Raw genomic sequence first — 22,976 nt, forward strand, 5'->3', positions numbered from 1 at the left:
CACCCCCGCTCGCGCGGGAAGCACAGCCCAGCTATCGCCCAGGAGAACCCGTGCACCGGTTCACCCCCGCTCGCGCGGGAAGCACTTCGACACGCCGCCGAAGAGCGCGTTCAGCACCGGTTCACCCCCGCTCGCGCGGGAAGCACCTCGGGCGTGGCCTCCGGCTCCGGGGCCGGCACGGTTCACCCCCGCTCGCGCGGGAAGCACGTGTCCTGGGCTTCCTCGTCGATCTGCTGCGCCGGTTCACCCCCGCTCGCGCGGGAAGCACCTGCGCGGCTAGTCGGTGTGGTTTTCCTGCCAGGGGTTCACCCCCGCTCGCGCGGGAAGCACCGCGATGCCTACCGTCCAGCCGCCAGCCATGCGCGGTTCACCCCCGCTCGCGCGGGAAGCACCGGCCGATGGGCTTTGACTCGATGCCATGGAGATGGTTCACCCCCGCTCGCGCGGGAAGCACCGTGACTGGTCGTCACCGGTGCCCGGTCGGAACCGGTTCACCCCCGCTCGCGCGGGAAGCACCACCCTCGCCGCCGCGACCCCGGCAGCCGCCGCCGGTTCACCCCCGCTCGCGCGGGAAGCACCGCCCGCTCGTAGCCGATGATCCCGAACTCGGCCGGTTCACCCCCGCTCGCGCGGGAAGCACTTCCGGCGGATCGAGTTGAAGTCGTTACCGACCGGTTCACCCCCGCTCGCGCGGGAAGCACGGGCAAGCCCGCCATCCGTGCTCCGGGCAAGCCGGTTCACCCCCGCTCGCGCGGGAAGCACAGACGTCTACGCACCGGGGTTCTGGCAAGTTTCGGTTCACCCCCGCTCGCGCGGGAAGCACCACTTGCCGCAAACAAGCTGGGGACCGTCCTGCGGTTCACCCCCGCTCGCGCGGGAAGCACACCTGGCGGCGGCCGGTGCGGACCATCAGGAGCGGTTCACCCCCGCTCGCGCGGGAAGCACCCGACAAGGGTGCGTGTTCGTGTGGAAGGAGTCGGTTCACCCCCGCTCGCGCGGGAAGCACCTCGGGCAGGTCGACCCGCTCATCCTCGCCACCGGTTCACCCCCGCTCGCGCGGGAAGCACCGCCCACGGGTGCGGTGTCGGCCCCTGCGGGCCGGTTCACCCCCGCTCGCGCGGGAAGCACCTGTAGTAGGTACGGGCCGCGATCTCCGGCGCCGGTTCACCCCCGCTCGCGCGGGAAGCACCGTTCCACTCGGGAACTCCCCGTTCGGAGCGTCGGTTCACCCCCGCTCGCGCGGGAAGCACAGCGGGGCGGGATACGCGGACGTTGCGAGCCACGGTTCACCCCCGCTCGCGCGGGAAGCACCGGTGGCGGTGGCCGTCCTCGGCCGGGCGGGTCGGTTCACCCCCGCTCGCGCGGGAAGCACCCCTGCCAGCGGCGGACCGCAGCCGCCGCCGCCGGTTCACCCCCGCTCGCGCGGGAAGCACGAAGACAGCTCGATGAGCCGCTGGAGCCGTTCCGGTTCACCCCCGCTCGCGCGGGAAGCACGCCGACATCACCGCCTGGCTCCGCAGGCAGGGCGGTTCACCCCCGCTCGCGCGGGAAGCACCCGCACCGTCGGTGGATCGCGAACGCTAGGGCCGGTTCACCCCCGCTCGCGCGGGAAGCACTCGAGCAGATCGGATCGGCCGGCCATGCCGCGCGGTTCACCCCCGCTCGCGCGGGAAGCACATCGTCGGGTACGAGCGGGCCTTTGAGGACACCGGTTCACCCCCGCTCGCGCGGGAAGCACTGCAGGACCGACACCAGGCCGAAGCGCTGCCCCGGTTCACCCCCGCTCGCGCGGGAAGCACCACCGGTGGCTGCTGGCACCCGTCCCGACCGCCGGTTCACCCCCGCTCGCGCGGGAAGCACGCCCGCTCGTAGCCGATGATCCCGAACTCGGCCGGTTCACCCCCGCTCGCGCGGGAAGCACTCGTGCCGGGGATCGGCGTGCGGTCCTCCGGGCGGTTCACCCCCGCTCGCGCGGGAAGCACAGGCTAGCCCTTGACATTCTCGCGTCCTAGTACGGTTCACCCCCGCTCGCGCGGGAAGCACCACTGCATGCACGACCAGTGCACCGACTGCGGCGGTTCACCCCCGCTCGCGCGGGAAGCACCCGGGAAGACGCCTGTACGGCGATCTCCCGAGCGGTTCACCCCCGCTCGCGCGGGAAGCACTCTTCCTGACCTGCGACTTAAGAGACGCTTTGCCGTTTCTTGACTCTTGTCTCTACTCATCGACACTCATGATGTCAGACCCCCGTGCTGAAGTACCGGCTGGAAGCAGCAGGCCAACACCGCACCGCGAACAGGGGGATGTTCATGGTCGACGCACGAATCCTTGGTAAGTCCCAGGGACTTGATCACCCTTACCCCTTGATGGGGCACCTGCTGGATACAGCGATGATTGCCGGTTCTCTATGGGAAACAGTGCTGACCCCATTCCAGCTAGCCGCGATCGCCTCCGCGATCGGGGTCGAGGTAGGGGCTGCCAAGCGCATCATCATGTTCTGGGCCGGCCTGCATGACCTTGGAAAGATCACCCCGCAGTTCCAGGACATGCTGATCCGAGAGCGTCCGGAACACAGGGCTTTCCTTGCCGAGGAAACGTACTCCCACGACCGAAATCGTGACGGCAAGACAAAGGGCCTGCGTCATGAGCTGGCCACCAATCAAGCGCTGCCCCAGCTGCTGGCCGGGGCAGGCTATCCGGCCTCCGGTCGGGTCGCTGGGCTGTTGGTCTCGCAGATCGGCCAGGTGCTGGGCGGGCATCACGGGCGGTATCCGCGGGGCGTAGAGGAAAAGGATCTGGCGAATCCGCTGCTCGCCTGCCACGAACTCGGTTCAGGTGGCTGGGCCGAGCAGAGGAAGACGCACATGGAGGCGCTCCGTGAGGTGTTGGGGTGCCCTGCCGGACCGGTCAACGGCTCCGGGGCTCTTGGCTCGGGGCGTGGGATGCCCGTTGCCCTGGCAGTGGTCGTCGCGGGGCTGGTGATCGTTGCGGACTGGCTCGCCAGCCAGGAACATGCCATTACCGCTCAACAGCAGGCCCTGGAGGGCGATTCGGGGAGCCTCGGGACGTCAATGTCCCAGCGGGCCCACGCGCAACGCGCCGGCGCGATGGCCCCGGGCTTGCTCTCCGAGGGCGGGCTCGGCCGCGCTGTCTTCCACGAACGGTCCTTCGAGGGGTTGTTCCCCGAGATCAAGACTCCTTATCCGCTGCAGGCAAGCCTTCAGTCCCGCCTCCCCCTCGCCGTGAACGCGGACCACGGTCCCGGTGTGCTGCTGGTGACGGCTCCCCCGGGCGAGGGCAAGACCGAGGCAGCGCTGTACGCGGCGATGGTGATGGCCGCGAAGTACGGAAGCAGCGGCCTGTTCTTCGCCCTTCCCACGCAGGCCACCGCGAACCAGATGTACGAACGGGTCGTGCGCTTCGCCACACACAACCTTGCGGACTCGGCCCAGTTGACGCTGCTGCACGGAGCCGCCGAACTGTACGAGGGATACCCGGAACCCTCAGGTGCGGGTAGGACTGGAAGCGCGGAGCCGGACGCCGACCGGGCCGAGCCACACGTCCTGTCCGACCACCAAGGCCGAAATCCGGGCGGGGTCTCCGTCACCGCGAGCCGCTGGCTGCGCTCGCGCGGACGTGGATTGCTCGCGCCGATCAGCGTCGGCACGATCGACCAGGCCCTGCTCGGTGTCCTGCCGCTGAAGCGCAACGCCCTGCGGCAGATGGGGCTGTCCGGTAAGACCGTGATCATCGATGAGGCCCACTCCTACGACGCCTTCACCCACGCGCTGCTTCTGCGCCTGCTGACGTGGCTCGGGGCGATGCGGGTGCCCGTGGTGCTGCTCTCCGCCACTCTTACCGGGCAGACGGCTTCCGGGCTGGTAGAGGCATATCTGGAGGGTGCCGGGCGAAAGGGCGGGGCCTACGCGCTGCCGGCGCCCGTCTATCCGGGCTGGCTGTACGCGGATGCCAAGCAGGTGACCGTACCCGCCGAGCCCGTCGGCAGTGTGCGCTCGCGGAGTCTGGACCTGGCAGTCCGGCCGGTCACCCACACCTACGATCCGGCAGCCGCGGACGGCCGACTCACCACGCTGATCACGGAATTGCGCGGAGTCACCGAAGCGGGAGGATGCGCGGCGGTGATCTGTACGACCGTCGCCGAGGCGCAGCTGACGCATGAGGCGTTACGTGAATACTTCAGTTCGTTGTACGGGCCCGCCTGGACTGCCTGGGACGATCGGGCACCAGCCGGCGGGGAGCATGGCGGGGGAGACGGGCCGGACCCGGTGCGGCTGCGACTGTTGCATGCACGGTTTCCGGCGTGGCGCCGCGCCGCGATCACCGCCGAGGCCGAGAGCTGGTTCGGGCGGGTCGGGAAGAAGGGTGTGGAACGGCCGCGCGGGGCAGTGCTCGTATCGACGCAGGTAATCGAGCAGTCGCTGGACTTCGACTTCGACCTGATCGTCTCCGACCTCGCCCCGATGGCCCTGGTGTTGCAACGCTCCGGCCGTGTCTGGCGCCACGCCGACCCTGCACCCGTACGGCCCGCATGGTGTACGGGCCCCCGGCTCACGGTGCTGGCCCCGGTCGGTGACGACGGGCGGCTGTCCACTCCGGCCGCATGGGGTGATGTGTACTCGCCCTCCCTGCTCCAGCGCACCCTGGAGCTTCTGGAACGCCACCACGGTGCTCCGGTCGAGATCCCGGCCGGAGTGCAGAGCCTGGTGGACGAGGTCTACTCCGAGGAGTTCGACTCGGCCGACCCGGAGAAGCTGTTCGAGCGCGACATCGAGCGCATGGGTGAGGACATGGCGTCCGAAGGGCTCGCCTCCACGGTCATGCTGCCCAAACCCACCCAAGTGACCGCACTGTACGATCTGACGACCAGCGAGGCGGACGAGGACCTGATCGCGACCCGGTTGGGTGCGGAGACCGTGCAGCTGCTGCCGGTGTTCCTGCGGGCAGACGGCACTCGGTGGCTCGACTCGCAATGCACCATTCAGCTGCCGGAACATGGCAAGCGCCACGACGGCCGTTTCACCCGTGCCGAGGTACGAGCCCTGCTGGGATACGTGGTCCCGTGCGCGTACGGCCCCTGGCGGAAGGCATGCACGTCGGCCAACGACGTCCCCGAGGCATGGATCGAGGAACCGCGCCTGGCCCGGATTGTGCTCCTGCCTCACTGCGCTGAAGCCGACGAGGGAGAAGGCACCGCCGAGGTGACGGGACAAGAACTGGGCGAGTGGTCGCTGGCCCTTGACTACACCTTGGGGCTGATCAAGAAGAGAACCTGACTTACAGTAAGAGCCTTTGAACTGGTTGTGATCACGTGTCGGTCCCCAGTATGTTCTCCGTGACGGGTCGTCAGCCCAGCGGCGCGGCGCCTACTGTTGCCTGACAGCCAGTCAGGTCCGTTGTGGGCGCCGCCGCCTACCCCGCTCGCGCGGGAAATTGGGACCTCTACACATCAGTTGGGCCAGTGAGAGCCGGTTCACCTCCGCCCACGCGGAGCGACGGCTTCAACGCTAAGGGCATCGGGCCCCCGGGACCAGACAACGGGCTCCACAGGCGGGGAAGAGCCTGACGGCTCCCGCCCATGGGATCGGCGGGGCCTCCACCGAGATGACACAGCTACCGAATTCCACTGACAGTGCACTCATCATCGCTCTACGCTGAACATCCAAGATCGTGCCGAATTGCGGTGACACCCAATGGATCTTCCGCTTTGGTGTGCCCGTTATCCCTAGAACCACGCGACCCCATGAGGTGTGCCACCGGCCATGCCCGTACCTCAGCCCGAGGACTGCTTCTGCCTCGTCACACGCCCCTGGATTCCTGTGAGGACCCTGGACGGCGACGCGCCGCTCGTTGGCCTGCGTGAACTCCTCCTCAATGCACATCAGCTGGAGGGTCTGGCAGTGGCGTTGCCTCCTGCCGCCTCCGGTCTGCTGCGCCTGCTCTGCGCGATGGCCGCGCGGGTCACCGATCTTCATGAGGCCATCGACGACAGCGGAAACGCCAGCGACTGGCTTGATCAGCGGTACGCGTTGCTGCAGCGCGCGGACCAGGGGTTCGACCCCGAGAGAGTGTCTGCGTACCTGGAAAAGTATGGTGACCGGCTGCGGCTGCACGATCCGCACCGACCGTTCCTCCAGGATCCACGCCTCGCCACCGAATCATTGTCCCGTTCGGGCGTGAACAAACTGGTCATGGCGCGGCCCGCCGGCAACAACCAGATCTTCTTCGGCCACTTCAACGATACGGAGCAGGTTCCTCTCTCCTCCGCCGAAGCCGCTCTGCACCTCATCACGCAGCTGTACTACGGTCCCTCGGGCCAGTGCACGCCCCGCACGGTGGCTGACAGGCGGTACGGCAACACCACGGCCGGGCCGTTACGGCGTGCCATGTCGTACCACCCGGTGGGGCGTTCGTTATACGAGACGCTCCTTCTCGGCATCCCGGCTCCTGGAGCCTGGCCGCAGACGAAGGGGCCGGTAGGAGATGCGTGCCCGTGGGAACGGGACGAACTGCCGGACCCGCTAGCTTTGCCCCACGGGCCCGTGGGGCCCCTGTCGGCGCTTACCGAGCGGTATCAGCACGCCGTCCTCCTCCAGCCGGGCCCCGACGGGGAGACGGTGGTGGACGCGACCGTCACCTGGGCCTTCCGCAGCAACCGGCCGGCCTTCAGGGACCCGTATCTGATCTGGGACGAGGCCAAGGACGGACAGCTCTACCCGCGTGACGCAAAGGCCGAGCGTTCGCTGTGGCGCGATCTGGACGCACTGGTCCTCAAGGAGCGGGGCGACGGGGGACGTCGCCCGCCGGTCCTCGACGGACTCACCGGTGGCCAGATCCCGGGCGATACCTTCGATTCGCTGCGTGTCTTCGCGTACGGCTTCGACCAGGACGGGCAGACCCGCGACCGTACGTATTTCAGCGCCTCCACTCCGCCCCTTTTCGCCCTGCTGGAGACATCGAACAAAGCGGGCGACAACGCGCTCGCGCTCGGAGTGCGGGAAGGCAAGCAATCCGCGGAGAAGGCGGCCTGGCGGCTGGAGGCGGCGCTGCGCGGTGCGTGGCGGGAGTACACCAGTCCGTTCGGCGCAGACAAGCCCGGTGGCAAAGAGCACCGGGGCGGTAACGGGCCGTGGCCCGGCGCCGCGCGTTCGGCGTACTGGCCTGCGGCGGAGGGGCGGTTCTGGGAGCTGTTCCACGCAGGCGACTTCTCCAACGCCCTGACCGTCTTCGCCAGGGTCGCGCTGGACGTCTACGACGAGGTGACTCTGCCGGTGGCGGGCTCGCCTCGCGGGGCGAAGGCGCGGGAGAACGCGCGCGGGCTGGTGGCCAGCCTGCTCAGTACCGGCTCCACGCGTCAGCCGGCATCGCCACGGTGAGAGTGACCCGGCCTGCGGGCCCCGTCTCGTACCGGTCGGCGAATCCAGCGAGACGAGGAGACAGGAAAAGGAGAGAGGAAGCGCTATGAGCACGGCAACGACCGGACCCGTTTCGCCCGGCAACACCTCACCCGATGACGCTCTGCCCGGCCAACGGCACCTCGGCCTGGAAGCTCATGATGCGTTTGTGCGGGCCGTACGGGGCGAATGCCGCGTCCCCGGCGCTCAGCAGGCTCTGCGACGTGCGCTCGGCAAACCGGTGGACGAGGTTCCGGCCCGTACCCACGCCGTGCTTCTGGGCAAGGGGCTTGTTCCGGACGGTGCGAAGGGTGACGCCCGGCGGGCGCACTACGCGGTCGCGGCGCTGATCGCTGCTCGGCCGCGTGCGGAACGCGACGCAGACCGGGAGCCGTCGCCGGAAGATCCCGCGACCGCAGGGCCAGGCGCGGGGGGCGCGGGAGCGGAGGATCCAGGCACCGCCCCGGAGACGGCCGTCGGTTTCAGGCCGCGCGGGACGAGTCTCGGCGAGAGTCTCGCGCTGGCCACTCTCCGCCGGGAACCGCCCAGCACGACGCACGGCTCCGAGGACACGGACAGCCTCAAGGTCAGTGGACTCGAATCCCGACTTCACCTGATGTCACGTCAGGACATCGACGGCATTCACCGGATGCTCCCGAGCGTGCTGCGACAGCTCGGCTCCACGGAGGTCCCTGTCGACTACGCGCGCCTGCTGAAGGACCTGACCGCCTGGCGCTGGTACCGGAACTCCGTGACCACCGAATGGCTGAGTGACTACTACCGCACACTCAACCGCGAGCGCGCAGCCACGAAACACCAGGCGAAACAAGCCCGAGCAGCACAAGAACATGAGCCGCCCTCCTCGTAGCGGCAGCCCCGCCAGCAGCACGCCGAACCGCCTCCGTCCTCCAGATCACGCACACGACCGCCTTCGGAGAAAGCTCTCTGCCATGACGACAACTGCCGTGCCACGCTTCCTGGACGTTCACGTCCTGCAGACCCTTCCGTACAGCAACGTCAACCGCGACGACCTCGGTTCCCCCAAGAGCATGGTCTTCGGCGGCACCACCCGGACCCGTGTCTCCAGCCAGGCGTGGAAGCGTCCCACCCGGCTGGCCGTCGAGGAGGCGATCGGCGAACAGGCCGTACGGACACGACGGCTTCCCCAGCAGGTCACCAGCGAGCTGACCTCGGGCGAGCGCGGCTGGCCGCAGGAACTCGCCGAGCTGGCCGGCGCCCAGGTCATCCGCTCCGCCGAGACAAAGCTCGCGCTGGAAAAGGGCGACCGGAGCACCGCCTCACTGCTCTTCCTGCCCGACAGCGCCGTCACCGAACTGGCCGATCTCGCCCAGGAACACCGACCGGCCCTGGAGAAGGCTCTCGGCAACAGGGCCGCCTCCGCGAAGGCACTGCTGCCCAAGGACGCCGTCCACGAGGTGCTGCGCTCACGCAACGGCTCGATCGCGCTCTTCGGCCGCATGCTGGCAGAGATCCCGGGCGCCGGAGTGGACGGTGCGGTACAGGTCGCCCACGCGTTCACCACCCACAGCACCTCCGTACAGGCCGACTTCTTCACCGCGGTGGACGACGCCGACAAGTGGGCGACGGACGCGGGCAGCGCGCACATGAACACCGGCGAGTTCAGCAGCGGAGTCTTCTACCGCTACGCAACGCTCGACCTGGATTCCCTCACCAAGAGCATCAACGATCCCGCCACCGCACGAACTCTCGCCGACGCCTTCGTGACAGCGTTCATCAATTCCCTGCCGGGCGCCAAGAAGACCTCCACCGCCCCGCACACCCCGCCCGACCTCGTCCACCTCTCCGTCCGCTCCGACCGACCACTGTCGTTGGCCGCAGCCTTCGAAGAGCCCGTACGCGCACGGGAGAAAGGCTGGGGAACCGTGTCCCGTACCGCCCTCAGTGACTACGCCGACCGTGTCGGAAAGCTGCTCGGCACCGCCGGTGTGGTGCACAGCGCATACGCAGGGATCGACGACGAGAAACGACCCGGGCTCGGGCAGCGGACCGCCTCCTACCCGGCATTGGTCGCCGAAGCGATCACAGCCGTATGGCCCCAGGCCGGCCAGGACAGCAAAGGGGCATGACCATGCCCACCACCCGTACCGTCACGGAGGCCACCGCCGGCGCTCCCCCAACCAGTCCAAGAGGCCCAGGACAAAGACCCGCCACCGCATCGGCAGTCGCGCCTGCCCCACTGGCCCTCACCGCCGGACCCGGCTTCCTCATCCAACTCGGAGGCCCACTCCAGTCCTGGGGCGAGCACAGTGCGTTCGCCGACCGGGACACCGTGTCCCACCCCACCCGTTCGGGCCTCATCGGCATGATCGCCTCCGCCCTCGGCATCCCGCGTGCCGACGCGACCACAGAGACAGACTCACGATTCGAACAGCTGACCCGGCTACGTTTCACCGTACGCACCGACCGGCCCGGCACCCGCCTCACCGACTTCCACACCGTAGGCGGCGGACTGCCCCAGCACCGGACCGTGCCCACCGCAAAAGGCGGCCGACGCGCCGCCGACGGCGCGACCATCGTCTCCCGCAGGCACTACCTCAGCGACGCCGTCTTCACCGTCGCGGTCACCGCCCCCGACCCCACCACGCCAACGCTCCTCACAGACTGCGCCGAGGCCCTGGCCGAGCCACGCTGGCCGCTGCACCAGGGCCGGCGCTCCTGCCCACCGAGCGCGCTCTTCCTCCTCCGGCCCGACAGCCCCGACCCCACCGCCGAACTCCTCGAACTGCCCCTCGCCCGAACCGCCCCACGCGGCAACAGCCCCACCGTCACCGTGTACTTCACAGCCGAAACACCCTTCGCCCGGCCACGAGAAACAGCATCCCCCGGATCCCCCGGCGATACGGCGGTGACCATGCTCAACGACGACCCCGTGTGCCTCGCCTCCAGAAACCGCATCCACCGCACCCGCCCCGCCTACACCACCAGCAGAGACCTCCCCACCGCCCGCTGCGCCGGCTACGGCACCGCGTACCTGGACGCGCTGAACACCTACCTGAAACCGAACACGCGCCCTGAAGAGGCCACCCCATGACCACCACCCCCCGTTCCAGCGGTTCCGCCACGCCCACCACCAGCACCGGTACCGCGTGGCTGACCCGCCTCGTCCTCAACCCGGCCCACCGGCAGGTCCACTACGACCTGGGCAACGCCACAGCGCTCCACCGCCGCGTCATGAAACTCGTACCGGACCATCTCGGCGACCACCCCCGCGCCCAGGCCGGAGTCCTCTTCCGCCTCGAACCGGACACCCCACCCGCCCCGGACAAAGACCCCGGAGCTCCAGTCATCCTCGTCCAGACACAACTCCCCCCGGACACCACCCGACTCCCCACCGGGTACACCACACACGTACAGACCCGCGACATGCACGCCATGCTCGAAGCACTGCGACCCGGCCTGCCGGTCCGCTACCGCATCCTCGGCAACGCCGTACGACGCTGCGGCCCCAACAGCACCCTGGGCAAATGGAAGCAGGCCATACCCCTGCACGGTGCCGACGCCGACCAGTGGTGGTCCGACCGCGCGAACCCGGCCGGACTCGACCTCGCCACCACCCGGTCCGAAGCCGCCGCAGCCCTCAGCACCCGCCACGACGAAACCATCCGCATCAACCGCTCGGCCGTTCTCTTCGAAGGAACAGCGACAGTCCGCGACCCGCAGGCCCTGCGCACCGCACTGCTCCAGGGCATCGGCCGCAGCAAGTCGTACGGCTGCGGCCTGCTGAGCCTCGCACCCGGCACCCGAACGAAAACGTGACCACGATGACCACCACCGCACCCGGCCCCGGAACCTCGCCGGCCCCCGGCCCCGGCCGACAGGTCTCCTCCTCCACCGCCCGACGACGCATCGCGGCACCGACCCTCGCCATGCTCCCCCGCATCGGCGACTCGCTGTCCTTCCTCTACGCCGACGTCGTCCGCATCGTCCAGGACGACACCGGCGTCTGCGCCGAGACCACCTCGGCCGACGGCGACATCTCCCGTGTCTACCTGCCGACCTCACTCGTCTCCTGCCTCCTCCTGGGCCCGGGCACCTCCATCACCCAGCCCGCACTCACCACCTTCGCCCGCCACGGCACCACCGTGGTGTGCACCGGCTCCGGCGGAGTGCGCTGCTACTCCGCCACCACCCCGGACTCCCTCACCACCCGCTGGCTCGAACGCCAGGTCCACCAATGGAGCGACACCGAACGCCGCCTCGCCGTTGCCCAGCAGATGTACCTCATGCGCTTCACCACGAAAGTGCCGGCCACCACGCCACTGAACAAACTCCGCGGCCTCGAAGGCCAGCGCATGAAAGCCCTGTACAAACTCCTCGCCCAGCAACACGGCATCGGCCGCTTCCGCCGCGCCTACGACCCCGCGGCCTGGGACGACCAGGACCCGGTCAACCTCGCCCTCTCCTCAGCCAACACCTGCCTCTACGGAATCGTGCACTCCGCACTGGTCGCACTCGGCTGCTCCCCCGCACTGGGATTCGTCCACCAAGGAAAACAACACGCATTCGTCTACGACCTCGCGGACCTGTACAAGGCCGAACTGACCATCCCACTGGCCTTCTCCCTCCACGACTCGCCCCAACCGGAGCGCGACGCACGCAGAGCCTTCCGCAAGGAATTACGCCTGTTCAAACTGCTCCCGCGCATCGTCCACGACGTACAGACACTGCTCGCACCGGAAGAGACCGAAGCCGTCCCCGAAAGCCAGACAGCCCAACTGGTCAACCTGTGGGACCCGGAAGTGGGCTCCGTACCAGCCGGAACGAATTACGCCGTCAGCGAGGAGTGAGCTGATGAGGGAAAGATCCAGCTTTAACGAGGGGCAGACACCATGCCGTCGATGACCGTACTCTCCACCACCGCCATCCCCGACCACGTCCGTGGCGCCCTCACCCGCTGGATGATCGAACCCACACCCGGGCTCTACGTGGGAACCCTCTCCGCCCGCGTACGCAAAGAACTCTGGTCCATCGTTCAAGCCTCCATCGGCCCCGGCGCCGCAACCCTCATCCACCCGGAACCCAACGAACAAGGCTTCGCACTCCACACTGTCGGCGACCGACGACGAGTACCGGTCGACTTCGACGGACTGACCCTCGTTGAGTTCAGAGCCCCGGAGGGAGAAGAGGAAACGCCGACGCCATAGCCGCCCCAGACGTAAACACAGGCCCCTCGCGCAGCAAATACCCCAACGCGATTCGCCCCTGCTCGCACGGGAAGCACTGGTCGGCACGGACCGCGGCCGCCGTCCGCGGCGGTTCACCCCCGCTCGCACGGGAAGCACGGCCGCGAGCTCGGCGTCCGCCTGCTGCAGGACGGTTCACCCTCGCTCGCGCGGGAAGCACCGCGTCGGATCCGGCGCGGCCGGCGTCCCGCCCGGTTCACCCCCGCTCGCGCGGGAAGCACCCGGCTCGTTCGCGTGCGCCAGTCGGCCACCGCGGTTCACCCCCGCTCGCGCGGGAAGCACTGGGGCACCGGCCTGGAGCAGCAGGCACAGGGCGGTTCACCCCCGCTCGCGCGGGAAGCACGCATGGATGCCGAAATCGCGGCTGAGCTGGGAAGGTTCACCCCCGCTCGCGCGGGAAGCACGTCTGACCGCCGGGCAGGCCGTGGATGCAGACCGGTTCACCCCCGCTCGCGCGGGAAGCACCGGGCCCGAACCCGTCTCGGGCAGCGCGTCACCGGTTCACCCCCGCTCGCGCGGGAAGCACCTCCCGGAGAGCTACCTCCGGCAGCAGTACGGCGGTTCACCCCCGCTCGCGCGGGAAGCACCCGGACCACCGGGCGGAAGTCGGTAGCCGCGGCGGTTCACCCCCGCTCGCGCGGGAAGCACTGTGAGCGCGCGGAGGGCTGCTGCGCGTCGTGCGGTTCACCCCCGCTCGCGCGGGAAGCACCCGCGGGCGTGCCGGTAGCTGCGGCGCTGGAGCGGTTCACCCCCGCTCGCGCGGGAAGCACGGCCGGTCCCCACCGACCAGTTACGGCAGATGCGGTTCACCCCCGCTCGCGCGGGAAGCACCTGCTCGGCCCGGTCGACCTCACCCGCATCCCCGGTTCACCCCCGCTCGCGCGGGAAGCACTCCATGGCCCTCGCCGGGAAGGCGTTCTACCGCGGTTCACCCCCGCTCGCGCGGGAAGCACACCCGCCGGGCCCGCAGCTTGGACCCGAACGTCGGTTCACCCCCGCTCGCGCGGGAAGCACTCGCGCGAGCAGTCCACGCGGGTGCTCCGGGACGGTTCACCCCCGCTCGCGCGGGAAGCACTCCAGCTCGTACGGCAGGCTGCGCCGCCTCACCGGTTCACCCCCGCTCGCGCGGGAAGCACCTGGCCGTGGTGTCCACGCCGCGTGTCCGCCCCGGTTCACCCCCGCTCGCGCGGGAAGCACGGGAGGAGACGGCCGGCGTGGTCGGCCGGGTTCGGTTCACCCCCGCTCGCGCGGGAAGCACGGCGTCCAGCGGTTCCAGCGGCGTTCCCACAGCGGTTCACCCCCGCTCGCGCGGGAAGCACCCCCCGCCCGGAGTGCTGCGCACCAACAGAGTCGGTTCACCCCCGCTCGCGCGGGAAGCACGGCCGAGACCTCGTGAAGGGTTACGGCCCGGAAGGTTCACCCCCGCTCGCGCGGGAAGCACTCGTGGTGGGCGGTAGAAGCGTCCTGAAAGTGCGGTTCACCCCCGCTCGCGCGGGAAGCACGTCCACTCCAGCGACTCCTGGGGGATCGGGAGCGGTTCACCCCCGCTCGCGCGGGAAGCACTAGAAGCGGTCCACGGCCTGCGGGCGCTCGAACGGTTCACCCCCGCTCGCGCGGGAAGCACAGGCGTGGACGGACATCGACCTCGACAAGGGGCGGTTCACCCCCGCTCGCGCGGGAAGCACTCCTGGTAGCCGTGGCTGTAGGTGACGCGGACCGGTTCACCCCCGCTCGCGCGGGAAGCACTCCCCGTCCTCCCACTCGTTCGTCTGCGGGTTCGGTTCACCCCCGCTCGCGCGGGAAGCACCGGTTCCGCGGGCGCGGGCTCGACGGCCGGCGCGGTTCACCCCCGCTCGCGCGGGAAGCACGCCACGATCCGCACGTCCTGGCCGCTCCTGCGCGGTTCACCCCCGCTCGCGCGGGAAGCACGTCCCCCCTCATTCACGCAGGTCACAAGCGATCGGTTCACCCCCGCTCGCGCGGGAAGCACGGGGAGCTCCCGACGCGGCACCTCTTGGTGGCCGGTTCACCCCCGCTCGCGCGGGAAGCACGGCAGGCTGCGGAAGGCGGCCTCCATGCGGGCCGGTTCACCCCCGCTCGCGCGGGAAGCACTGGGGTACGGGGGTTGTGGTCATCGGTTCCTCCGGTTCACCCCCGCTCGCGCGGGAAGCACGTGGTGGTGTTCGCCCGGCTCGTGTCCGTCGTCGGTTCACCCCCGCTCGCGCGGGAAGCACGGCCCGTTCGTAGCCGATCACGCCGAACTCGGCGGTTCACCCCCGCTCGCGCGGGAAGCACCCGCCGGTCCAGCCTGTTGATGTTCGCCATCACGGTTCACCCCCGCTCGCGCGGGAAGCACCTCGCGCTCCCGTTCCCGCTCGGCCAGTTCGGCGGTTCACCCCCGCTCGCGCGGGAAGCACGGGCCGACCGTGGTGCGGCCCTCCCGCTCGAACGGTTCACCCCCGCTCGCGCGGGAAGCACCCGCGGCCGGTGAGGATGCCGACGTGGGCCCGCGGTTCACCCCCGCTCGCGCGGGAAGCACCGCCCTCGGTCGGGGGTCTGCGGGAAGCTCCCCGGTTCACCCCCGCTCGCGCGGGAAGCACGGAAAAAGCCGGCCGCCCCGGGCCCTGCCCCATGGTTCACCCCCGCTCGCGCGGGAAGCACAGCCCCTCGGCCTGCAGGCCCTCCCACAGGTCCGGTTCACCCCCGCTCGCGCGGGAAGCACTGCGCGACGCCGGCCGACGGCTTGAAGGACGTCGGTTCACCCCCGCTCGCGCGGGAAGCACGCCGGGCGGGCCTGGCGCGACGCGAAGAAGGACGGTTCACCCCCGCTCGCGCGGGAAGCACACCTTGCGGGCGGTGCGCTGGGTCGGGGAGAGCGGTTCACCCCCGCTCGCGCGGGAAGCACGTAGGCATGAAGAAGGCCCGTCCCCGTTGGTGCGGTTCACCCCCGCTCGCGCGGGAAGCACGTAGGCATGAAGAAGGCCCGTCCCCGTTGGTGCGGTTCACCCCCGCTCGCGCGGGAAGCACCTTGCTCAGGCAGCCTGCGCCGGGTTGGCGAGCGGTTCACCCCCGCTCGCGCGGGAAGCACCGCTACTTACCCGCACCCGGCCCCCCGAACGTCGGTTCACCCCCGCTCGCGCGGGAAGCACTGGGATTCCCCACGGTCGGCCCCTGCCATGTGCGGTTCACCCCCGCTCGCGCGGGAAGCACGGTCACGCCGCCGAGCATGGCAACGTTCCCGTCGGTTCACCCCCGCTCGCGCGGGAAGCACCCGTCCGGCACGGAGACGCCCCGGATGCCGGCACGGTTCACCCCCGCTCGCGCGGGAAGCACGAGGAGGGCGTGACGCTGCGCTTCGATGAGGGCGGTTCACCCCCGCTCGCGCGGGAAGCACACTCCGACCAGCATCTGGATCTGTACCTGCGACGGTTCACCCCCGCTCGCGCGGGAAGCACATGTACCTGTCGACGCAGGTCCCGACGTACTGCGGTTCACCCCCGCTCGCGCGGGAAGCACGGAAGCGCCTCCGGCGCCGCCGACCACTCCGCCGGTTCACCCCCGCTCGCGCGGGAAGCACTCCGGCCTGGTGTCCACGCCCGGTGTCCGCCCCGGTTCACCCCCGCTCGCGCGGGAAGCACCCGGGTCGTACTCGCCGGTCATGGCGTAGCGCCGGTTCACCCCCGCTCGCGCGGGAAGCACTGTTGTGCCAGCGCGGTGACGCGGTCGCGCTCCGGTTCACCCCCGCTCGCGCGGGAAGCACGTCTCTGCGGCTCGCGCCACTCGAAATCGGCTCGGTTCACCCCCGCTCGCGCGGGAAGCACGACGCCTGATGTCCGCCGAAATCAGCGGCGCCGGGTTCACCCCCGCTCGCGCGGGAAGCACGTACAGCCGGCCGAGTTCCTGCCGCTGCCGATCGGTTCACCCCCGCTCGCGCGGGAAGCACGCCCGGGGGGCCACTGCCACAGAGGCGGAGCGCGGTTCACCCCCGCTCGCGCGGGAAGCACTCCTTCAGTACCTGCTCGCCGAGTTCGTCCGCCGGTTCACCCCCGCTCGCGCGGGAAGCACGTGTAGTCTCGCGCATGCCGGAGCCCGGCCCGCGGTTCACCCCCGCTCGCGCGGGAAGCACACCTCCATCTCGTATCGCAGAACTCTCGGAGTCGGTTCACCCCCGCTCGCGCGGGAAGCACCCCCCGCCCTCGATCGGCCCCCGGGGATCGATCGGTTCACCCCCGCTCGCGCGGGAAGCACCAACAGCCCATCGAGGGTGAGCAGCAGTCCCGCGGTTCACCCCCGCTCGCGCGGGAAGCACATCAGCGCCCTAGCCGATGCCCTCGACAGCGCCGGTTCACCCCCGCTCGCGCGGGAAGCACGTGCGGGCCGTCAGGCGGCCCGTTCGTGGGGTCGGTTCACCCCCGCTCGCGCGGGAAGCACACCGGCCCCTCGCGGCCGGCCGCGTCCTGGAGCGGTTCACCCCCGCTCGCGCGGGAAGCACCACAGATGCTCCGTTCTCGGGAGCTGAGGCTGCGGTTCACCCCCGCTCGCGCGGGAAGCACTACTACCTCGGGCCGTTCGGCCGCGTGCCCCGCGGTTCACCCCCGCTCGCGCGGGAAGCACGTGACACCGAGGGCGTCGAGGAGTTGCCCGATCGGTTCACCCCCGCTCGCGCGGGAAGCACGGGTGCTTCGACGCGAGCTTGGCGGCCTCGGTCGGTTCACCCCCGCTCGCGCGGGAAGCACTCTCAAGGAAGTGCCGGATCCGGAGGGCAAGGCGGTTCACCCCCGCTCGCGCGGGAAGCACCGGTCGTGGCCGGGCAAGGTGAAGGCATGAGCCGGTTCACCCCCGCTCGCGCGGGAAGCACTTGAGGCAGTCGGTGCACCAGGTCTCGTTCTCCGGTTCACCCCCGCTCGCGCGGGAAGCACGCGGCCGTGGTGCGCGACCGCATGCAGCGATCCGGTTCACCCCCGCTCGCGCGGGAAGCACCCCTCCGTGTCGCCCCACGTGTCCCACTCCCACGGTTCACCCCCGCTCGCGCGGGAAGCACGTCGTGGGCGTCGGCGAGAGCGCCGTAGGTCTCGGTTCACCCCCGCTCGCGCGGGAAGCACTCCTACAGCCGGGGTCGTGCCATTTCTGGGGGCGGTTCACCCCCGCTCGCGCGGGAAGCACCGTGCGGCTCTGCCGCTCCTCATTGCTGTTCGCGGTTCACCCCCGCTCGCGCGGGAAGCACTGAAGAACGGCGTGCCGCAGCGTGAGGCAGTGCGGTTCACCCCCGCTCGCGCGGGAAGCACAGGACATCCGGAAGTCCGAATCCGCCTCCGGACGGTTCACCCCCGCTCGCGCGGGAAGCACCTGCGCGCTCGTTCGTGGAGACCGTACGTTCGCGGTTCACCCCCGCTCGCGCGGGAAGCACCACCAGGCGGGCACCCTTGATGTTCGCCAGGGCGGTTCACCCCCGCTCGCGCGGGAAGCACTCTCGTTGGCCCACCCCGACCGGATTGGAGGGCGGTTCACCCCCGCTCGCGCGGGAAGCACCATCGGTGCCGGTATGTGGCGGGTCATCGGTTCGGTTCACCCCCGCTCGCGCGGGAAGCACGCAGGTGCGCGGTCGCCATCAGCGGCCGGGAGCGGTTCACCCCCGCTCGCGCGGGAAGCACACCGGCCGGAGGTCGTTCACCCTCCAGCCCGACGGTTCACCCCCGCTCGCGCGGGAAGCACTTGGTGCCGAGGAGCAGTCCCTTGTCCGCGTCCGGTTCACCCCCGCTCGCGCGGGAAGCACGGTCCGGCAGACGGGCTCCCAGATGTTCGCCTCGGTTCACCCCCGCTCGCGCGGGAAGCACGAGCTGTGGGAGCTGGTGGTGGAGGCCGCCGACGGTTCACCCCCGCTCGCGCGGGAAGCACTCGGCGAGCCCGGCCGCCGCCCCTTCGGCCACTGGTTCACCCCCGCTCGCGCGGGAAGCACCAGGCCCGGACGAAGCCGCGGATGCCGTACGCCGGTTCACCCCCGCTCGCGCGGGAAGCACAGAGCGAAACGTTCCGCCCTGGGAGGGCCGGTCGGTTCACCCCCGCTCGCGCGGGAAGCACAGGACAGGCAGGGCCTCCAGGCGGACCCGGGTCGGTTCACCCCCGCTCGCGCGGGAAGCACTCTTCCTGGCCTGCGGCTTCAGAGGCGCTTTGCCATTCCTTGACCGTCGTCTCTCACCATCACCACTCATGATGCCAGAGCTGTCTGCTGAAGTGCCGGCTGAAGCCTCGGGGCCATCAGCACACCGAAAACTCGGGGGTACGTAAAGCCCACAACGCAGCCACTTCGCCCCAGAGCCACTCGGCAGTCTTGGGCCCCAACACGAAGCCGCTCTGCAAGCGGAGCTGTCCGCGCCCTCTGGATCCTCGTCCAAGCCCAGAGTACGGGCCAAGATCCGGACCATGCACGGACCAAGCAGCCATCATCCAGATCCAATTTGGGCATTTAAGCAGGTCAACCTGCACACCAGCCCTGTACCACCAGCAGACGAAGAATCTGCTGGGACGAACGCGCACCACGCGCAGGCGCAACCCCTCGTCCGCGCCGCAGAGCCGGGCGACAAAGCCGGCGCCGCCTCGCGGTCAAGTCGCCGTCACGCAACGGCCCTGAGCCGATCAGCCCCAAGATGTCCTACTTCAACGGAGCGTAGTCAGCACCAAGTCAGCACGGGAGGGGTGAGCACGGTTGATGACGTGGGCTTTTAGTCAGCACCAAGTCAGCACGGGAGTCAGCACCGCACCGCCAAATCAGCCCGAACTGCGCGTCCCGGACAGCACTCGTTTCGACCGCTTTCGAGCCCCTGAACCGCCCTTCCGTGAGCCGTCATGGTGGCCGCAGGCATAGCTGACCCTCGAACTGTGTTGCCCCACCACATGTGCGCCTGACCTGCGTGTTTCTACGGTGTGGCGAAACGCAAACGTCCCCGTCACACCCCAGGAAGTGGTGCCGATGTCGTCGCCCGCAACCGCTCCACCAGTCCCGAACAACCTCAAGCGCATCGTCGCCGCCAGCCTCATCGGCACCACCATCGAGTGGTACGACTTCTTCCTGTACGGATCCGCAGCTGCCCTGGTGTTCAACAAGCTGTTCTTCCCCGACTCCGATCCCCTCGTCGGAACGCTGCTGTCGTTTCTCACCTATGCCGTGGGGTTCGCCGCGCGGCCGCTCGGGGCGTTGGTGTTCGGCCACTACGGGGACCGGCTCGGGCGCAAGAAGCTGCTGGTTCTCAGTCTGCTGCTGATGGGCGGGGCGACGTTCGCCATCGGGCTGCTGCCCACGCATGCCACCATCGGTACGGCCGCTCCCGTGCTGTTGACCGTGTTGCGGCTGGTCCAGGGGTTCGCGCTCGGTGGTGAGTGGGGCGGGGCCGTGCTGCTGGTGTCGGAGCACGGGGACGCCGAGCGGCGTGGGTTCTGGGCGTCGTGGCCGCAGACCGGGGCTCCGGCCGGGCAGTTGCTCGCCACCGGGGTGCTGTCGGCGCTGACCGCGCTGCTCTCGGACGACCAGTTCGTCGCGTGGGGGTGGCGCATACCGTTCCTGCTTTCCGGTGTTCTGGTGTTCGTGGGCCTGTGGATCCGGCTCTCCGTCGACGAATCCCCGGTCTTCAAGGCCGCGTTGGCCCGGGCCGCGGAGCGCAGGGCCGCGGCCGGCGGGGCCGAGGCGGAGACCGAGAAGATGCCGCTCGTCGCCGTTCTGCGGCACCACTGGCGGGATGTGCTGGTGGCGATGGGCGCGCGCATGGCGGAGAACATCAGCTACTACGTCATCACCGCGTTCATCCTGGTGTACGCGGTGAACTCGGCGGGGCTGAGCAAACAGACCGCCCTCAACGCCGTACTCATCGCCTCCGCCGTCCACTTCGCGGTCATCCCCGCGTGGGGCGCGCTGTCGGACCGTATCGGCCGCAGGCCCGTGTACGTGATCGGCGCGGTAGGGGTCGGGGCCTGGATGTTCCCGTTCTTCGCCCTGATCGACAGCGCGAGCTTCGGCAACCTGATCCTCGCCGTCACCGTCGGACTGGTGCTGCACGGTGCGATGTACGCGCCGCAGGCGGCCTTCTTCTCGGAGATGTTCGCGACCCGCATGCGCTACTCGGGCGCGTCGATCGGCGCGCAGTTCTCCTCCGTCGCGGCAGGTGCGCCGGCGCCGCTGATCGCGACGGCGCTGCTCGCCGACTACGGCAGCTCGACGCCGATCGCCCTGTACGTCATCGCCGCCGCGCTGATCACTGTCGTGGCCATCGCGTGTGCGCGGGAGACCCGGCACCGCGATCTGGCGGATGTCGACGCCGATCCCGTGCGGCCGGGAGCGCCCGCGCCGCGGCAACAGGCCGACGCCGACTCCCGTACCCCCGGCGCCTGAAGCGTTCGCCGTTCAGCGGATGACGGCGTCGGACATGGCGTGCAGCCGCAGGGCCAGTTGAATCTCCAGGGCCCGGGCCGGTGACTGCCAGTCCGCGCCGAGCAGCCGGGCGACGCGTTCCAGGCGCTGCGCGACCGTGTTGACGTGAACGTGCAGTTCGTCCTTCGTACGGGCCGGGCTCATCCCGGAGGCGAAGTAGGCCCTCATGGTGCGGACCAGGTCGGTGGAGCGGCGCAGGTCGTAGGCGATGACTTCACCGATGGTGCGGTGCACGAAACCCTCGATGTCCCGGGCGTCGGCGAGCAGCAGCCCGAGGAAACCGAGGTCCTGGGCGGCGGCGCCGTCGCCCGCTCGGCCGAGCAGCCCGAGCGCGTCGAGACACCGCCGGGCCTCCGCGTACGCCTCCGCTATCGCGCCCGGCCGCGTGGCGGGTGACTCGACGACCGCGGAGGCTCCTACGGTGACGGGCTCGCGCAGAGCCCCGCCGAGTTGCTTGGCCGTACGGCGGGCGAGTCCGGCGGCGGTGTCGTCAGGGGCGAGCGGCAGGAGCAGGACGGTGCCTCCGTCACGTGTGGCGGCCAGTCCCTGTCCGGTGGCGGCGAGATGGGACGCGGCGGACCACAGCCTGCGCCGGTCGGCCGTCTCCCGTTCGGTGGCTCCGGACGCGCCGGGGGCGGGGCCGTCGATCCGGGCGGCCAGCACCACATGCGGCGCGCCGAGGTCCGCGGAGAGCCGGGCGGCCCGCTCGCGCAGCAGGCGGGGGTCGCGGTCGGGGGCATCGAGGAGGTCGTCCAACAGCTCGCCCCGCACCCGCTGCTCGGCCTCGCCCGCGGAGCGACGGGCCAGCAGCAGCAGGGAGGTGACCATGGCAGCACGCTCCAGGGTGCGCCGGTCGACGGAGTCGAGACCGGGATGACCGCGCAGGACGAGCGCGCCGAGCAGTTCGCCGCCGGCCCAGACCGCGGCTCCCCAGACCTCGCCGTGGCGGGTGGCACGGCCTTCGGTGCCGGTCAGGTCCAGCGCGGTCACGGAAGGGGAATCCGGCCCGGCGAACTCCACCGTGCCGTCGAGCACTTCGGAGAGGGCACTCGCCACGTCATGGACCCCTCCTCCGCCCAGGACCAGTTCGGTCAGCCGGTCGTGCACGTCCGAGGCGCGCTCGATGGCCTCGCTGTGTTCCTTGATGATCTCGTTGGCCCTCTCCAGTTCCGCGAGCGCCGAGCGGGTCTCCCCGAGCAGATTCGCGGTGTCGATGGCGACCGCCGCGTGGGCGGCGAACGAGCCCAGCAGTGAGATCTGTTCGCGCGCGAAGACCCGGGCGTGGCGGTCCGCGGCGAAGAGCACCCCGATGACCTGGCTGCCGAGCATCAGCGGCACACCGAGGATGGCGACCAGCCCCTCGTCGCGTACGCCGGAGTCGATGGCCGCGGTGTGCTGGAACCGCGGGTCGTCGAAATAGCTGTCGGTGACGTACGGCCGCGCGGTCTGGGCGACGAGCCCGCCGAGTCCCTCCCCCATCCCGAGCCGCAGCTGCTGGAAGCGGGCCGCCACCGACCCCTCGGTGACTCTCATGTATGTGTCGCCTGCGGCCGGGTCGTTCAGGCACAGATAGGCGACCTCGGTGCCGAGCAGGGAGCGCGCGCGCTGCACGATGGCCCGGAGCACCGCGTCGAGATCACGCAGTCCCGCCAGGTCGTGCGCGGTTTCGAAGAGGGCCGACAGCTCGGCCTCCCGGCGCCGCCGCTCCGCCAGCTCGGCCCGTACCCTCAGGGCGAGCCGCTTGGCGTGCTCCAGTGCGGCCAGCGTCTCCGGGCCCCCGCCGTCCGCGCGGGCCAGCAGCACGGGCCGGTCGTACGCCTCCGCCGCCGCGCCGCGTGCGAGGAGTTCCAGGTAGGAGACCTGATCGTGGTGGGCGACGTGGGAGTTGGGCTGCGGCTGGGACATGGACACAGCATGACC

At 70.1% G+C, this 22,976-nt stretch carries 11 protein-coding genes and 2 CRISPR repeat arrays (1 of these 13 only partly in view); of the genes, 9 read left to right on the forward strand and 2 right to left on the reverse strand.

Features of this window, described 5'->3' with window-relative positions; genetic code table 11:
• Positions 1–2,165: direct repeats of the CRISPR family, unit length 29 nt; unit sequence CGGTTCACCCCCGCTCGCGCGGGAAGCAC (it extends 371 nt beyond the left edge of the window).
• An 84-nt stretch (positions 2,166–2,249) separates the two neighbouring features.
• Together ACFTZC_RS37305 and casA are read left to right on the forward strand one after the other, a co-directional pair.
• Complete coding sequence (locus ACFTZC_RS37305; RefSeq protein ID WP_382897900.1) at positions 2,250–5,294, forward strand: CRISPR-associated endonuclease Cas3''; 3,045 nt, start codon at positions 2,250–2,252, stop codon at positions 5,292–5,294.
• Positions 5,295–5,780: 486 nt separating this feature from the next.
• Entirely contained in the window at positions 5,781–7,394 is a 1,614-nt protein-coding gene (casA, locus tag ACFTZC_RS37310) for a type I-E CRISPR-associated protein Cse1/CasA (protein ID WP_382897903.1), read from the forward strand.
• Positions 7,395–7,521: 127 nt separating this feature from the next.
• Here the strand turns inward: casA and ACFTZC_RS37315 are convergent, their stop codons facing one another.
• Positions 7,522–7,680 carry a hypothetical protein gene (locus tag ACFTZC_RS37315; RefSeq protein ID WP_382897973.1) on the reverse strand — a complete coding sequence of 53 codons (159 nt, stop codon included), beginning with the start codon at positions 7,678–7,680 and terminating at the stop codon, positions 7,522–7,524.
• Between ACFTZC_RS37315 and casB the strand changes: the two genes are divergently transcribed.
• From casB to ACFTZC_RS37350, 7 genes are all read left to right on the forward strand, one after another.
• Positions 7,654–8,280, forward strand: coding sequence for a type I-E CRISPR-associated protein Cse2/CasB (gene casB, locus ACFTZC_RS37320; protein ID WP_382897965.1), 627 nt, complete (start codon positions 7,654–7,656; stop codon positions 8,278–8,280). The genes ACFTZC_RS37315 and casB overlap by 27 nt on opposite strands.
• An 82-nt stretch (positions 8,281–8,362) precedes the next feature.
• On the forward strand, positions 8,363–9,520 hold the full coding sequence (cas7e, locus tag ACFTZC_RS37325) for a type I-E CRISPR-associated protein Cas7/Cse4/CasC (RefSeq protein ID WP_382897905.1): 1,158 nt from the start codon (positions 8,363–8,365) through the stop codon (positions 9,518–9,520).
• A 140-nt stretch (positions 9,521–9,660) separates the two neighbouring features.
• Entirely contained in the window at positions 9,661–10,485 is an 825-nt protein-coding gene (cas5e, locus tag ACFTZC_RS37330; protein WP_382897967.1) for a type I-E CRISPR-associated protein Cas5/CasD, read from the forward strand.
• A complete protein-coding gene (cas6e, locus tag ACFTZC_RS37335; protein ID WP_382897908.1) occupies positions 10,482–11,210 on the forward strand; it encodes a type I-E CRISPR-associated protein Cas6/Cse3/CasE in 729 nt (242 codons plus the stop codon). The genes cas5e and cas6e overlap by 4 nt, the downstream gene beginning before the upstream one ends.
• A gap of 110 nt (positions 11,211–11,320) precedes the next feature.
• Positions 11,321–12,241: a type I-E CRISPR-associated endonuclease Cas1e gene (gene cas1e, locus ACFTZC_RS37340; protein WP_382897969.1), complete on the forward strand. Its 921-nt coding sequence runs from the start codon at positions 11,321–11,323 to the stop codon at positions 12,239–12,241.
• A 42-nt stretch (positions 12,242–12,283) separates the two neighbouring features.
• Entirely contained in the window at positions 12,284–12,598 is a 315-nt protein-coding gene (gene cas2e / locus ACFTZC_RS37345; protein ID WP_382897911.1) for a type I-E CRISPR-associated endoribonuclease Cas2e, read from the forward strand.
• Positions 12,599–12,646: 48 nt separating this feature from the next.
• Positions 12,647–18,776: direct repeats of the CRISPR family, unit length 29 nt; unit sequence CGGTTCACCCCCGCTCGCGCGGGAAGCAC.
• An 828-nt stretch (positions 18,777–19,604) separates the two neighbouring features.
• Entirely contained in the window at positions 19,605–21,017 is a 1,413-nt protein-coding gene (locus tag ACFTZC_RS37350; protein ID WP_382897914.1) for an MFS transporter, read from the forward strand.
• A 12-nt stretch (positions 21,018–21,029) separates the two neighbouring features.
• Here ACFTZC_RS37350 and ACFTZC_RS37355 read toward each other — a convergent pair whose 3' ends face one another.
• Positions 21,030–22,961: a helix-turn-helix domain-containing protein gene (locus ACFTZC_RS37355; RefSeq protein WP_382897917.1), complete on the reverse strand. Its 1,932-nt coding sequence runs from the start codon at positions 22,959–22,961 to the stop codon at positions 21,030–21,032.
• Between the last annotated feature and the right edge of the window lie 15 nt (positions 22,962–22,976).

It is taken from the genome of Streptomyces sp. NPDC056987 (genome assembly GCF_042673865.1).
GTDB lineage: Bacteria > Actinomycetota > Actinomycetes > Streptomycetales > Streptomycetaceae > Streptomyces.